14 protein-coding genes and 1 riboswitch are annotated in these 14,481 nt (G+C 62.8%); of the genes, 6 read left to right on the top strand and 8 right to left on the bottom strand.

The features are described from left to right. Window positions 1-102: 102 nt before the first annotated feature. The gene (locus AC1VV3_RS16870; protein ID WP_482962981.1) at window positions 103-420 is read right to left on the bottom strand and encodes a hypothetical protein; all 318 of its coding nucleotides are present in this window, start codon (window positions 418-420) and stop codon (window positions 103-105) included. A gap of 172 nt (window positions 421-592) precedes the next feature. Then, window positions 593-1,303: a TetR/AcrR family transcriptional regulator gene (locus AC1VV3_RS16865; RefSeq protein ID WP_482962980.1), complete on the bottom strand. Its 711-nt coding sequence runs from the start codon at window positions 1,301-1,303 to the stop codon at window positions 593-595. A gap of 155 nt (window positions 1,304-1,458) precedes the next feature. Between AC1VV3_RS16865 and AC1VV3_RS16860 the strand changes: the two genes are divergently transcribed. Beyond that, window positions 1,459-1,803 carry a DUF1905 domain-containing protein gene (locus AC1VV3_RS16860; RefSeq protein ID WP_482962979.1) on the top strand — a complete coding sequence of 115 codons (345 nt, stop codon included), beginning with the start codon at window positions 1,459-1,461 and terminating at the stop codon, window positions 1,801-1,803. A gap of 118 nt (window positions 1,804-1,921) precedes the next feature. On the opposite strand, the gene AC1VV3_RS16855 is transcribed toward AC1VV3_RS16860, so the two are convergent. Beyond that, window positions 1,922-2,653 carry an SDR family oxidoreductase gene (locus AC1VV3_RS16855; RefSeq protein ID WP_132265401.1) on the bottom strand — a complete coding sequence of 244 codons (732 nt, stop codon included), beginning with the start codon at window positions 2,651-2,653 and terminating at the stop codon, window positions 1,922-1,924. Between the two features lie 189 nt (window positions 2,654-2,842). Here AC1VV3_RS16855 and AC1VV3_RS16850 point away from each other — a divergent pair, with 189 nt between their 5' ends. Then, window positions 2,843-3,739 carry an AraC family transcriptional regulator gene (locus tag AC1VV3_RS16850; RefSeq protein WP_482962978.1) on the top strand — a complete coding sequence of 299 codons (897 nt, stop codon included), beginning with the start codon at window positions 2,843-2,845 and terminating at the stop codon, window positions 3,737-3,739. A 26-nt stretch (window positions 3,740-3,765) separates the two neighbouring features. Here AC1VV3_RS16850 and AC1VV3_RS16845 read toward each other — a convergent pair whose 3' ends face one another. The 4 genes from AC1VV3_RS16845 to AC1VV3_RS16830 form a co-directional block, all read right to left on the bottom strand. After that, the gene (locus tag AC1VV3_RS16845; RefSeq protein ID WP_482962977.1) at window positions 3,766-3,966 is read right to left on the bottom strand and encodes a hypothetical protein; all 201 of its coding nucleotides are present in this window, start codon (window positions 3,964-3,966) and stop codon (window positions 3,766-3,768) included. 169 nt (window positions 3,967-4,135) lie between these two features. Then, entirely contained in the window at window positions 4,136-4,303 is a 168-nt protein-coding gene (locus tag AC1VV3_RS16840; protein WP_132265397.1) for a DUF1328 domain-containing protein, read from the bottom strand. A 141-nt stretch (window positions 4,304-4,444) separates the two neighbouring features. Beyond that, the gene (locus AC1VV3_RS16835) at window positions 4,445-5,587 is read right to left on the bottom strand and encodes an MFS transporter (protein ID WP_482962976.1); all 1,143 of its coding nucleotides are present in this window, start codon (window positions 5,585-5,587) and stop codon (window positions 4,445-4,447) included. Window positions 5,588-5,747: 160 nt separating this feature from the next. Then, window positions 5,748-6,131 (bottom strand): alpha/beta hydrolase, encoded by a 384-nt coding sequence (locus AC1VV3_RS16830; protein WP_482962975.1) that lies wholly within the window; start codon window positions 6,129-6,131, stop codon window positions 5,748-5,750. 413 nt (window positions 6,132-6,544) lie between these two features. After that, window positions 6,545-6,789: riboswitch (cobalamin riboswitch) on the top strand. Window positions 6,790-7,032: 243 nt separating this feature from the next. On the opposite strand from AC1VV3_RS16830, the gene AC1VV3_RS16825 reads away from it, so the two are divergent. From AC1VV3_RS16825 to AC1VV3_RS16810, 4 genes are all read left to right on the top strand, one after another. Then, complete coding sequence (locus AC1VV3_RS16825) at window positions 7,033-9,066, top strand: TonB-dependent siderophore receptor (protein WP_482962974.1); 2,034 nt, start codon at window positions 7,033-7,035, stop codon at window positions 9,064-9,066. 50 nt (window positions 9,067-9,116) lie between these two features. After that, the gene (locus tag AC1VV3_RS16820; protein ID WP_482962973.1) at window positions 9,117-9,851 is read left to right on the top strand and encodes a DUF4198 domain-containing protein; all 735 of its coding nucleotides are present in this window, start codon (window positions 9,117-9,119) and stop codon (window positions 9,849-9,851) included. A gap of 416 nt (window positions 9,852-10,267) precedes the next feature. After that, window positions 10,268-10,702, top strand: coding sequence for a MarR family winged helix-turn-helix transcriptional regulator (locus tag AC1VV3_RS16815; RefSeq protein ID WP_482962972.1), 435 nt, complete (start codon window positions 10,268-10,270; stop codon window positions 10,700-10,702). A gap of 53 nt (window positions 10,703-10,755) precedes the next feature. After that, on the top strand, window positions 10,756-11,502 hold the full coding sequence (locus tag AC1VV3_RS16810; protein ID WP_482962971.1) for an SDR family oxidoreductase: 747 nt from the start codon (window positions 10,756-10,758) through the stop codon (window positions 11,500-11,502). Window positions 11,503-11,658: 156 nt separating this feature from the next. On the opposite strand, the gene AC1VV3_RS16805 is transcribed toward AC1VV3_RS16810, so the two are convergent. After that, on the bottom strand, window positions 11,659-14,466 hold the full coding sequence (locus AC1VV3_RS16805; RefSeq protein WP_482962970.1) for a DUF5695 domain-containing protein: 2,808 nt from the start codon (window positions 14,464-14,466) through the stop codon (window positions 11,659-11,661). Window positions 14,467-14,481 lie beyond the last annotated feature (15 nt).

Here is a 14,481-nt window from a genome sequence, read left to right as displayed (position 1 = left end):
CGATCGGGCACGGATCAAGCGGGGCGACCACCAAATTGCACGAGGCCCTCCCTTGTTTGAGGGGCCGGCTGGCTGGCCGCTACTGATCTGAAACCGGCGGCCTCAGTGGGGCTTTACCGCGTCGAGTTCGGTCTGGATGGTCGCCAGCTTCTCATCGGTGAGCTGATCGCCTGCAAACTGCTGGAGCTGGGCAAGCGTCATCCCGCGGCCCATCTCGATCTGCGGGCTATTGACGATCTCGGGAATATGCTTGAGCAGAATGGCCTTGGACGCCGGATCATCCAGCATCGTGCCGAGGTCGGTTTCCTGGACCTTGTAGGCAGCTTTGGTTTTGGCAGCTGCAGGCGGGGTTTCGGCATAGGCCGTCACGGATCCCGTCATGGCCAGAGCCAAAAATACCACCGAGAGAAGTGCGCGCATTGATAATCCTTTCCCGAACAGGGGCTGGGATCGATGCGCGTGGCGGCTCCAGCGCCGTCATCTCGATGCATCTATCCGCTGTTCAGACACACTATTGGATGGAGCCACGATCAAGTCAATATAGCTACACATTGTATTATTTCGTCATGGCGATCATGAATTCGATCACAGATCACCAGGACCCCGCCCCGCCCACAATGCGCTCGACGAGGGATCTCGCGACAACTTTCGCCTCATCGTCTTTGAAAGGTTCCGCTTCGGGACGTACAGCGATCGTTCCCCCCGTCACGGCCATCACCAGGTCTGCCGCGCCCTCCGGATCGCGCATTTTGAACCCTCTGGCAGGGCCATACTCGCGAATGGAGGTCGCTATGAGCGTATGGAGGCTCCGGTAGCCCTTCTGGTTGTGGCCGCTGAACCCCGATCCGGCCGTTCCCGTCAGATTGCCCGCGAGCCTGGTAATGGCGCGAACTTCGGGTTTCGTCCCCCAAAGCAGCATCGCTTCGACATAGCTGATCAGCTGCTCGACAAGATCGTGCGACAGCGCCGGATCGCGTTTGGTGTTGAGTTCGGACCACGATGCAATCTTTGCATCGATCACGGATTGGAGAAGGTCCGCCTTGTCCGAAAAGCGCTTGTAGAGGGTAGTGCGCGGAATGCGCAGGTTGGTGGCAACGGCATCCATTGAGGTGCCTTCATACCCCAGCTCCAGGAACATTCGCGTGGCTTCGGTCAGGATGTCCTGTGTGATCTTGGCGGAATCGGCGGCTACCGGACGCCCTCTTCTTCTGACCGGTTTCTGATCTGCCTTCGCCGCCACTGATTGCCGCACCTTGTCCTGCACTTTTGCCGTGATCCGCGCTTTGGAATATCGATTGCCCATGTGGTAACCGATTTGGGACGACGCACAACCGGCACGTCGATGCCTCGCCGTTCCCGTGGAAGCCACCCTTTCCGATAAACGACGCTGCGGTGCCGACTATCGTTCGTGCCGGCGAGGCTATCGCGCGTACCGTAGTTGCCATAGACTGGTTCGCCATGCCGTTCGACACTTCCCCTCTCGCGCGCTTCACCTTCGTGGGCGAAGTCTTCGAATGGCGCGGGCCCGCGCCCTTCTTCTTCGTTGCCGTGCCCACCGATTGCGTGGATGAGGTGCGCTATGCCGCCCGGATAGCCAGCTATGGCTGGGGCGTGGTGCCCGTGCATGCAGTCGTAAATGAAATCCCGTTCACGACCTCTCTTTTTCCAAAGGGAGACAGCTATCTTTTGCCAGTCAAGGCGGCGGTGAGGAAGGCCGGCTCGATCAATCTCGCCGACAGAGTGACGGTTGAAATCCAAATCACCGCAAAACGCGGCTTCGATGAGCGGCGTCCAACGATCTAAGGCGAGAGATGGCTCGCTGCGGCCCCGGCGGATCCCGCAAGCTGCCGAACTGGCCGCCTGGGCAGGACTTTGGCTGCAGCGAGTTACGGGGGGCAATATGCGAATGCCCCCATCCCGGTCAGATCGTTGAGCGAACCGGCCGCACGATCAACGTATTGACGTCCACATCCGCAGGCTGCTCCACCGCATAGGCGATGGCGCGCGCGATCGCGTCCGGGGTGAGCGCGATGGAGCGGAAATCGACCATCGCCTGCGCCGCGACCGGATCGGTGATCGTGTGGGCCAGTTCCGATTCCACCACGCCCGGCGCGATGGTGGTGACCCGAATGTCGTCATGCTCCATGCGCAGCGCTTCGGAGATTGCGCGCACCGCATATTTGGTTGCGCTGTAGACGCCGCAGGTCGGCCACACGGCATAGCCGCCAATCGAGGAAATGTTGACGAACTGACCGCTGCCCTGGCCTTTGAAGCGAGGGAGGGCGGCGGCTATGCCGTGCAGGACGCCGCGGATGTTGACGTCGATCATCCGGTCCCATTCGTCTACCTTCAGGCTGTCGAAGCGCGACAGCGGCATCAGGCCCGCATTGTTGACCAGCACGTCGACGCGGCCATATTCGGCCTCCGTCGCGGCGATGAACGCCTCGAAATCGGCGCGGTCGGTGACGTCGAGCGACCGGAAGGCAACCGCGCCTCCCGCTGCGTTCAGTTCCTCCGCCAGCGCGGCGAGCCGGTCGGTGCGGCGCGCTCCCAGCATCAGCTTCGCCCCGCGCGCCGCCAGCAGCCGCGCCGTGCCTTCGCCGATGCCACTGCTGGCGCCGGTAATCGCGATGACCTTGTCCTCGATAGCCATGATAGTCACTCCTGTTGGGGCGGACCGAACCATCGATCCGATGCCCTCTACATGGCGCTATCTGGTCGGGAGGCGGTAGAACGGTCATCCGGGATGATTGCACGATATTCCAGATTGCCCTCATCGGGGTGGATCGGCCGTGGCCAGCCGTGTAGGCTGATCTTACCGACCTCTGAGGAAGTAGCGTTGATGGCGCATCAGGAACTGGCTGAGCAGATTGCCCGATACGCCGAGCGCGACGGCATCATGGATACGCCCATCGCCCGACTGGCGCTGGTCCGCTCGGCCCAGCGCGGCGAGCCGGTGCATATGGTGCAGCGCCCGGCGCTGTGCATCATCGCGCAGGGGGGCAAGCGCGTGCTGCTGGGCGATGCGGTGATCGACTATGGCCCCGCCAACTATCTCGTCGCCTCGCTCGACCTGCCGATTACAGGCGCGGTGACGCAGGCGAGCGCGGACGCGCCTTATCTCTGCTTTTGCCTCTATCTCGACCCCGCCCTGCTGTCGGAGATCGCGCTGACCCTGCCGCCCCTGCCGGCGGGCGCGGATGAGAGCAGCGGGATGACGTTACACCCGATGACGCCTGAACTGATCGACGCGGCGACGCGGCTGACGGCACTGCTCAGTGATTCGGCGAATGCGCCGCTGCTCGCACCGCTGATCGAGCGGGAATTGCTAGTGCGGCTGATGACCGGACCGGGCGGAAGCGTGCTGCGAGCCATCGCCAGCGGCGAGAGCCGCACCGGCCAGATTGCGCAGGCGATCGCATGGCTCAAGACCCATTTCCGCGAGCCTTTCAGCGGTGCGCACCTTGCCGCCCTTGCCGGCATGAGCCTGTCGAGCTTTCATGACCATTTCCGCCGCGCCACCGCCATGACCCCGCTGCAATATCAAAAGCAGCTGCGGTTGCAGGAAGCGCGGGCGCTGATGCTGGCCGACCGGCTCGACGCGGCAGAGGCGGGCTTCCGCGTCGGCTATGACAGTCCTTCTCAGTTCAGCCGCGAATATCGTCGCCTCTTCGGCGCCCCGCCCGTCCGCGACATGGGACGGCTAAGGGCGAAGCCGCAGATGGCGATGGTGATCTGAAAGGGCCGGGGCGGGATTGCTCAGTTTCAAGTTCGGTTCTGACGTCGGAACAACCAGGGAACCGGCGAGCTGTTCGAAAAGCCGGCGCTCAGCCTGATACGATGCGCGGCAAGAACCTGGCAGAGTATTCCCTTGTCACCAGGGCACTGCCAGAAGTCGGATACGTCGGCCAGCGCCTCCCGCAGCGTTTTCGCCGCTTCCCGGTCTGCAGCCGTGATTGCAAGCATAGTCAACTCTTGTTCCTCTGAATGCTGGATTCCAGCAAAACAGCTTGCCTAAAAGTGATACCGGATAGCCGTGCGGCAGAAGCGCTAGTATAAGCGCTTCTGCCGCACGGTCTTTACCAGGACCCGACCAAACGTCTCGACACAGAGCGTTTCATCGAGCCGAAAAGCTTCAGGGTACCCTTGTGCCGCGACCAAAGAAGAAGCCGAGAACCAGGATCACGGCCGCCACCAGCAGGAAGACCTTTGCGAGACTGGCCGAGAGGCCCGCAACGCCGCCAAAACCCAGAAGCGCAGCGATCAATGCGACGACAGCAAAAATTATTGCCCAGCGAAACATGAGTGCTCTCCCTTAGACTAACTACACCAACGCTGCGCCGACATGTTCGGAGCAGCTCGTTCTTTAGAACTTTCAAGCTGTCCCGATGTTCCACGAAACCTCGGCAGTGATATCGCGCATGTGAATGTCCTTGTTGATCGGTCAGGAGACTGGCGAGAGTTCGCATCGTTGCCCGGCTCGACGCGCAGCCATTGCGGCAAGGAATGCGGCAAGGACCAGCAGAGCCGCGCTGACTTCGAAAGTGGCGCGCACGCCGGTGGCATCGAAGATGGCGCCGCCCATGGTCGCGCCGAGCGTGATGGCCAGTTGAATGACAGCGACCATCAATCCGCCGCCGGCCTCGGCATCATCGGGAAGCACCTGAGAGAGCCAGGTAAACCATCCTACCGGCGCCGGTGTGGCAATCAGGCCCCATGCCGCAAGCAGCAGGACGGTCGGCCAGAACGAGCCACCGAAGCTTGCCAATGCAAGGGCCACGCCAGCCATCAAGCCCGGTATGACCACGAGCACCCTGCGCAGGTTCATTGCGACGAGCGGCCCTATAGCGGCCGTTCCGGCAAGGCCCGACAGGCCGATCAACAGCAGGATGATCGATAGCCAGGATATGTCGACATGGGTGACGGTTTCGAGAAACGGGCGCAGGTAGGTGAAGAGGGCGAACTGCCCCATGAACAGGACAGCTACGGCGATCAGTCCGATGAAAATGCCGGGCTTGCTCAAAAGGGTGATGACGCTCGCTTGCCGCGATCCGTGCTGCGCAGGAAGCCTGGGAAGGCCGACTGCCTGCCATATCAGCGCCAGCGCCGCGAGCGGAACAAGACAGAAAAATGCGCCGCGCCAGCCCACGACAGAGCCGAGCAAACTGCCCATCGGCGCCGCCACGGCCGTCGCCAATGCACTGCCGCCCTGAAGCGTCGCGATGGCCCGTGGAAAAAACGCTCCATTCGAGATGCGCATGAGCACTGCCGTCGACATAGACCAGCAACCGCCGATTGCGATTCCGAGAACGGCCCGCCCAGCCAGCAGCACCGGATAGCTCGGGGCGAAGGCGACGATGGCGCCGGATACGATCATAAGCCCCGTCAACCACAGGATCACAAGTTTGCGATCGAGCTTGTGCGTGAGCGACGATATCGAAAGGCTGGTCAGAACAGCGAACAGACCGGACGCGGCAATGGCCTGTCCGGCCTGCCCTTCGCTGATGATCATGTCGCGCGCCATCGGAGTAAGGAGGCTCACCGGAAGAAACTCCGACGACACCAGCACGAAAGCACACAGTGTCATTGCCAGAACTGCACTCCATGGTGCAGCGCCGGGCCCCGCGTCATCCGCGGTCGTGGTTATCGAAACATGCATGCTTTTACCTTGAATGCGCGGATCTGCTGCTGCGTGCCATGTCGATGCTCGGCAGCACGGCAGAGGCACCGCTCGCTGGGGCGCCTGATCAATTGGTGACGAAGCCCTGCTCCGCCATCCTGGTGGCATAGAAGTTCGCGCTCTGCTCCTTCACCGCGCCCATTGGATGGCCGACGACAAGCGTGCCGTGGCGGCGGCCTCGGTCCAGATCGTCGGCCATGAAGAGATTGCCTACGACGGTCATGCCGTATTGGTTTCTGAAAGTGACTTTCTCGATCGTGACGCGGTCACTCACGTAGAGATTGTCTGCGCCGTTGGAGATGTCTTGTGCCTCCGCGAATGGGATGGTGAAGGGAAGGAAGCCAAGTGCAGCTGCGCCGGCAGAGAGTTGCAGAATGGAACGCCGGGTGGTTCCTGAAGACGCCCAGGCCTGGTGCCAGGCCTGATGTCCGAACGGCTCATGTCTGGGCATGGGATGTCTCCATTGGGAAGCGAGGCCCTTCGACCGCGAGCTTTGTCTTTGAGAAGGCTATTGGCTTCAGGCGCCATGCGTCTGGCAGGCAGCGCGCCAATTTGCGCATCGAGGCGGCGTAAGGCCGGTGGGCATGGCAACGAAAACGTCATGGCCACCATCTAGGCGCGGGCGCCATCATGCATTAGCCTGAAAGATGAACATGCAGCACTGAGTGAAATTCAATAATGCAACGCGAGACCATGGCTGAAGCGCTGCGCTATCGCGAGCAGTGAGTTGGAAACCCGTCGTTCGCCCAGACGATCATTCCCGAAAGCATCACTGCCGGCAGATACCGATATTCCAGGCAGCGTTTATGCTATTGCGAATTGAGATCATCACAGATATCGCCGACCGGGCCTGAGAGCTTCAGCTCCCGGGCTGATCGCGTCGGTGCCTTGAAAAAGGCTTAAAAGGGAACACGGTGAGAGGGCTCCGCGCCTTTGAATCCGAGGCTGTCCCTGCAACTGTGAGCGGCGAGCGCGATGCACATGTGCGGACGGGAAATGCCCGAGCCGCCAGCCACTGGGCCGGACGCTAAATCCTGCGAGGCCTGGGAAGGCCGTGCATCAAGCTGTGACCCGCAAGCCAGGAGACCTGCCGTCGCACCGGTCGCTCTTGCCTGACCCAGGGGATGGTCTTGGCACGGTCAGTTTTCTCCGTCTGAGCGACGAGAATGCGGCGGAGGCCGCATCGGTGTCGTGCGTCAGCCGCCTTTGGGGTGTCCGGCCACCGCGCGTGCCGACCGTTCGCGCGGACGCCTCCTGCCCGGTGTTGCTCGACGCCTCGGGGGATTGCATTGAGACAGAGTACCAAGACCGCGCTGCTTTCAGGAAGCCTCGCACTATCGGCGGTTCCGGCGATGGCGAGTGCTGCCGAGACCGAGCCCGCCGACAATACGATCGTCGTCACGGGCAAGACCGGCGCCTACAACGTCACCCGCTCCAGCAGCGCTACGCGCACGGACACGCCCTTACTCGAAGTGCCGCAGTCCGTGACCGTGCTGACGCGGCAGGTGGTCGACGATCTGCAAGCGAACCGTGTCGAGGACGTGCTAGCCTATGCCGGCGGCATCACGCGCGGCAACAACTTCGGGGGCACTGGTCTCACCGACTACAACTTGCGTGGCTTCACAACCTCGGAATACTTCCGCAACGGTTTTCCGATGAACCGCGGCTATCCGCCGGCACCGGACTCCATCGCCGTCGAGCGCGTGGAGGTGCTGCGTGGCCCCGCCGCCCTGCTGTATGGTCGCGGAGATCCGGGCGGCACGTTCAACATCGTTTCGCGCGTACCTGCCGACAGGATGGCCCAGACCGTCAGCGGCCGGATCGACAGCTTCGGCGGTTGGCGCGGAACGGTCGATGCCACCGGTCCCATCGATAGGGCAAAGACCGTGCGCTACCGCCTCGGCGCGGCCGTGGAAGGTGGCGACAGCTTCCGCGATCATGTCCAGTCCGACCGCATCGTGGTCGCGCCGGTCTTCGCCTGGGATGCCTCGCCGGGCCTGACCTTCATTCTCAGCAGCGAGTTCGTGCAGGTGAAGACCCCGCTGGACCGCGGCAATCCCGCTTTCAGCAACCAGCTCGACATCGCCATTCCCGCTTCGCGGTTCTTCGGCGAGCCGTCCGTCGGCCGGTGGCGCGTGCGCAATGGCCTTGGCAGCCTCGTCGCGGAATACAAGCTGGCGCCCGACTGGAAGCTGCGGGCGGGCGCCCAGTATTACAATGGCGAGTTGGGCGGCCCCGGCATCCAGGCCTCCAGTCTGCGCGCAGATGGCCGCACCTTGGTGCGCACTTATAGCGAGCGTACCTTACGGTGGCGCGATCTGGATGCACAGGTGAACCTGACAGGCCAGTTCGCCACCGGCAGCGTCGAGCACGAAGTGCTGCTGGGCGCCGAGTTCGAGGCCTTCCACTATACCGAGGTCATCCGCAATTCGAGCCCGACGCTGTCGCCCTTCACGCTGGACATCTTGGCGCCGGTCTATGGCTCCGCAATCCCGCCGCTGAACGGTACCTTCACCAGCATCCGCACCCAGACGCGCACATTCGCGGGCTACGCCCAGGACCAGGTGTCATTGCTACCCTGGCTGAAGCTGCTGGTCGGCGGACGACTGGAGCGATACGAGAGCGACAACCTGAACTTGCGCAACGGGGTCACTTCTGCGTTCGAGCAGACGGTATTTACGCCGCGCCTTGGGACGGTCTTCGTGCTGGCCCCGCAAGTTTCGGTCTACGGCAGCTATGCCCGCTCCAACAAGCCGAACACCGCAGCAGACGTGAACGGCAATGTCATCGCGCCGGAACGCGGCACCAGCTACGAGGCCGGTGTGAAGCTGGAACTGCTGGACGGCAGGCTGAGCGCAACGGCGGCGCTGTTCCACACCACCAAGCAGAACGTCGCGACCACTGACCCGGACAATCTGGATTACAGTATCGCCGCCGGCGAAGTGCGCAGCCGGGGCATCGACTTCTCGATCACGGGCAACCTGACCAGAGCATGGCGGATCGTGGGCGGCTATGTCTTCGCCGATGCCGAAGTGACCAGGGACAATCGCCTGCGGCTGGGTCAGCGCCTGCCCAACACGCCGCGCCATTCGGCCAGCCTGCTCAATGTCTACGAAGTGCAGGAAGGCGCCCTCAAGGGGCTCGGCGCGGGTGCTGGCGTCACTTACGTCGGTGGGCGCATCGCCGGCACTGCGGCGACCGCGCCTTACATCCGCTCTTACGCAACGGTGAACCTGCTGGCCTACTATCCGCTGGCGGAGAACGTGAAGCTGCAGGTCAACGTCAACAACCTGTTCGACAAGGAATACGCCGAGCGCGGCTTCGGCAGCAATCTTTATCCCGGCGCGCCGCTCAGCGCGATCGCCAGCATCACGGTCGGCCTGTGATGGCCGGCAAGACCCGTCTCGTCCGCCGAACTCGAGCAAGGATGTGCATGATGAAGACTGCCATGAAAGCCGCGATCCTCACCGCTCTGCTGCTCGCACCCGCACTGCCCGCCCAGGCGCACGGCATCTACATTACCGAACGCTCGAAGCAGATCGTGCTGATCTATGGCGAAGGCGCCGACGATCTCGACATGGTGAAGCGGGAGCCGTTGATCGATACGGTTGCCGCCTACGATGCCGAGGTCAAGCCGATCAAGGCGCAGCACCGGATCTCGGGGCTCGCGATGCTCGTCGAAACCGAAACCAGGCCCAGGTTCGTGACTGCGATCCTGCAGAACGGCGTATGGTCGCGGATGAAGGGCGGCGAGTACGAGAAGAAGGGCCTGGACGAGATGCCCGGCGCCGACATCTCCACCAAGAACATCAAGTATGCCGTCCGGATTCAGGGCCCGTTCGCCGGCACCGTCCCTGCGCTTCCCGGCCAGACCCTGCAGATCGTCCCCGCCGGCGCGATCCCGGCGATGCTGGGCCAGAAGCTGACGTACAAGGTGCTGTATAAAGGCCGGCCGGTGGCGGGCGCGCGCCTCATCAACGACTTCGTCAACGATCCGGACGCCAAGGAAACCGTCACCGGCTCCGACGGCACCGTCACCTTTGCCGTTCGCAATCAGGGGCTCAACGTCATCCATGCCGTCTACGACGGCCCCAGCGACAATCCCGCCAGGTATCGTAATATCGAGCACACCGCGACGCTCAGCTTCACGCTGGAACACAAGCCGGAGTAACCCGACCGTCGCGCCGCGGGGCCATGCTGGTCCGGCGGCGCGGCCAAGGCATTGCAGCGAAACGCGCGCGCTGGCGTGCACTCCCGGCGCGGACTTCGCCGACAGAGTGCAGCTACCGCTCGCAATCGCCACGGAGCGCGGCCGCTCTGGGCACCCCCCCTCCGTCAAAGCCATCGTCCGAAGATCCAGCCCCATACCCAGCGCACCCTGCGCCACCGCGGTCCCGATTACCTGGTGCGACAGCGCACACTTTTGTGACCATCGGTCCCCGCGTTCACCCTTATGGCCATGACCTGATTGAAGTTTGAGGCGAGCCGCGTCAGAGGACCCAGGCACTTTCGGGAAGCTGCCGCTTAATGTGATAAGCCTGACGCACCGGGGCTTACCCGCCAGCCCCAAAGATGCTTCAAGGGTGCATGATCGCTCCTCCTGCCGAACAACTGAGACAACTCACCCTCGCCTTTGAGCGGTTCACCCGTCGTTTAAAGGTGGCGGAAGCGACTGCGGCGATCGCCAATTCGCTCAATGCCCTTGATGTGCAGGCGCTGCTCTTCATCGACGACAATCCGGACTGCAAACTGGGTGATGTCGCGAGGCACCTCCAGGTTGCGCTCACCACGATGTCGTCCTCGATCGACCGCCTCGTGCGTCGCGGCATGATCGAGCGCCACCGGCCCGAGACGAACCGCAGATCGGTGGCTCTGAACCTGACCCAAGGGGGCAAGGATACCGTGGCAGGCTACATGGAGGGCTATCAGGACGCCTGTAACGCCATGCTGGAGCCGCTCGACCCGGCAGAGCGCGCCGATTTCGTTCGCCTCACCCTGAAGATCGCACAACACGAAACTTGAATAATACGAAGATCGTATTATCCTGGCCTGATTGATGGTCAGGATGAGATAGTATGTCGAGCACGAACCGCATTGCCCTCGTGACGGGCGCCAACAAGGGCATCGGCCTTGCCATTGCGCGCCAGTTGGGCGCGCTCGGTTACAGTGTCTGGCTGGGATGCCGGGACCTGAAGCGCGGTGAAGCTGCCGCCGATACCTTGCGAAAGGCAGGCATCGATGCCCATGCCGTCCAGCTCGATGTCACCGATGCCATCAGTGTCGCCGGCGCAGCAGCGACGGTCGAGCGCGAGGCTGGCTGGCTGCATGCGCTGGTGAACAATGCGGGCCTCATGTTCGCCCCGCCGCCATCCGTAGCCACGGAATCGATCGATGAGATGGCGCAGATGTTCGAGACAAATGTTTTCGGCGTCATGCGGGTAACGCAGGCCTTTCTGCCCTTGCTGCGCAAGTCCGGTTCTGCCCGGATTGTGATGATGAGCAGTGGGTTGAGTTCCCTTGGCGAGGCACTGGACATGCGCAGTGAGACCTGGCCGGTGGGCTTTGCCGGATATTGCGCGTCGAAAACGGCGCTCAACATGCTGACCGTCAAGTTGGCCAAGGAACTGGCGAGTGAGGGGATCAAGGTGAATGCGGTCGATCCCGGCCTTACCTCCACGGACATGACGGGCAATGGTCCCGGCCATTCGCCCGACGAGGGCGCTCGTCCCGCGGTCGCCCTGGCAACGACGCACGCTTATGGTCCAACAGCGGGCCTTTATGCGTGCACGGATTCCGGCGATCTGCTTTTAAAGCAATGGTAATGATCGACCGCCTCCAGGGCATGGGCGATCAATGCCCAGTGACCGGTTCCGGCGGCAGCGGATAAACCAGCCGCCGCGCCGGATCAACGGACCGTCTTGCAGGGGTCGCTACCATGGCAAGGGTTGACGGGCTGTCGACGCTGCGAGAACCTCAGCTCACTCGGCTCGGGCCCTTAGACTGGTGCGCTGAGTGCCTTCCTTCACGACGATGGTGTGTACGCCCGCAACCGGAGGCCGGTTCGATTCTGCCAGCTTCCAGCGCCGCCCGTTCCTGTCCGCGATGTGTATCCTGAGGGTGCGGGCTGGACCTGCGGAGTGGTCGATCTCGAACGCGCATCGTTCGAGCCGAGTGCTCACCCGGATCGGCGTGTCAGATGCGAACCGGCCGTCATCCAGCAACTGGATATCAAGGCCAAGCTCTCCGAGACGTGCATGGAAGCGCCGTCGCACACCGTCGCGAGAATGGATCAGAAGTTGGTCATCGCGCTCTTCCAGCACGCCGGAAAGAGCGATACGGCCGAACAGATCGTCATCGACCAGCGAGGTGGCGGCGGCGCGCAGAGCGCCGCAGAAGCCGAGGTCGATCTCGCAGGAATAATACCACGAGCCATGCCGATGGGGCTGGTCCAGCCACGTTTCGCCGCGGGCGGCGGGCTCAAAACCGCCTCCCGCGCCGCCGTCGTTGGCCTTTCCGGGATACCAGTAGCCATAGCCGCTTTCCGGCGTCCCGCTGTTCAGCAGCGCCCAACTGCTCAACGCCGAGGCATGGCCGAGCCGCAGCAGCGGACAGTAATCGGGGGTGTCGTTCAAGGCATGATCGAGGATGGCCCAGCCGCCCATTTGCGCCATGTAGCTGAGCGTATAGGCATCGCCCGCCTGTCCGCGATAATCGCTGCCGAGAGTGTAGTACGAGGGCTGCAGCCATCCCCGGCAGAACAGGTTGGCATCCATCTGGCGTTTCGCGAAAGCGCGCGCCTGTTCGGGCGGGAAGCGCTCCGGTCGGTCGAGCGCATAGCGGGCAATCGCCTGCGTGGATTCAAAGCCGGTGGAATCGAATGCATATTCCGAGGCAAAGAGATCTTCGACTTCGTTCACGAAGTGAGTGACTTTGCGCTCCCAGTGCCCGGCCAGTTCGTCTGCCTGCGCCATACGGCCTTCTAGGCGCAAGGCCTCGATCACCTCGGGAATGACCAGTTCATTGTAGAAACCGGTCGAATCCGCTTCCCAACCGATGATCTCCTTGGGGATCACGAACATGGCCCGCGCAGTGCCGAAGGCACGTTCGAGATAGTCGGTTGCGGTAAGGCGCGTGTGGAAGCCATGCCGGTCACGGGAGATGCGATAGAGCGCGAAATACAGGAGCGCGATGTGGGGGTAGTCGTAGGGCCGCCAGAAGTGCTTGCGGCCCTTGTCGCCCGGATCGGCACTGTCGCGGTTCCGCTTCCAGTCAGGGATGCCGTAAAGCGCGTAAGGCCATTGCTCCTCGGTCGTGCGCTGGAGGCCGCCCCAGACGAAGTGCTCGACGTAATCGTCCAGGGCGTCGATTTCGGCCTGCACCGGATATTCCGCGTTCTTGGCGGCAAGGAAGGCGGGCTTGGAGAGGCCCGGGTCATCGCAGGTCACCTCGTAGATGCGCCAGCCCTTGATCCGGTCGTAATTGTCCGGCCCGAGCAGGGTTTCGCTCTCCATGTTCCATTCGGCCAGCAGGCCATCGTACCATTTCGCCGGATCGCGATGACGGTGCGCGGCAATGAAGGCCCCGCGCTTGGCGATCATCGTCTCGACCGGTTCGGTCACGAAGAATTCCAGCGTGGTCCGCCCCCCGTCCGCCTGATGCAGCGTGACGTGGTTTTCGCCGAGCCGGGCGAAGCGCAGGCGAAAGAGCTTCCGTCCGGCCCGTTCGCCAAGCGGCGTCCATTCGGTCTGCGCAGGATGTTCGGGCTCCAGCCGGACGACCGACACACTCGAACCCAGTGAAAGGGTTACGTCCAGATCGATGGGTACGGTCATGCCCGGTACGACTTCGACGTCGATCAGCCCGTGCTCGGCGATGGTCCGGCGCATCGCGGCGTAGCCGTCCACGAGCAGGAAACGAACGCCTCTCCGGGCTGTCTCCCCCGGTGCGAGTGTGAGGCTGGTCGCAGGCAGACGCCAGCGCGAGCCTGCCGCCTGAACGGCGGCGACTTCGGCGGCGGCGTGGAAAAAGACCCGATAGAGGTCTGGTGACCCCTTGGGCGCATCCCAGTATTCAAGCGCAGCGCCCTTTTCCGGAAGCATGGCAAGCCAAGGCGTAAGACTGTCTTTGCGCTGCCAGAAAATGTGCGAACTGCGTCCGGAAATGAAGCTGTGCTTGAGAACGGCGTCAGGATCGTCCTTTGCCGCGTGGATCATGTTGATCGGCAGCGGAAGGGCAAGATCGCCGAATTCCATCGGCAGGGCCGTTTCGTTGGAAAGCGTCAGGTTGAGGCGCAGCCCATCGGCTTCAAGCGCGAAACTGCACGTGACGAAAATGCCCGGAGCCAGGCGATATCGCGCCTCCAACCCATTCGCGGTCTGTTTGACATCCTCAGGTTCTTGCGTGCGCGTTTCGAAGCGTTGCCATTGGCCATCGGCGATGCGGTAAGTCCCGGCGGCATTTCCCATCGCGGCGCCCGCATGGATGAAATCTCCCGGTATAGCCTTCGAAGCGGCAGAGAGACTGGTGATGCGCCCTCCGTCGAAGCCCAGCCTGAAGGGCCTTCCGGGGGACGCGAGTAAGGCACTCACCTTTCGCGGCACGAGCGGAGGCGACGAGGATGCGGCCTGCAGCGGCGCCTGAAGCGCGGGCAGGAATACGCCCGCCAGTCCGGTGCGGATCAGCCCCCGGCGGTCAAGCGGGCCATACGGCGTGAAGCGAAGCTGGCGGCGAGGGATGGAACGGCTGCCAGGCGATCGGTTGAATGCATCATCGTCAGCGCTGTCCAAGGCTCACCTCCATCA

This window comes from Novosphingobium sp. BL-S-34 (assembly GCF_056857015.1).
This window is presented reverse-complemented; position numbering and strand designations above follow the sequence as displayed.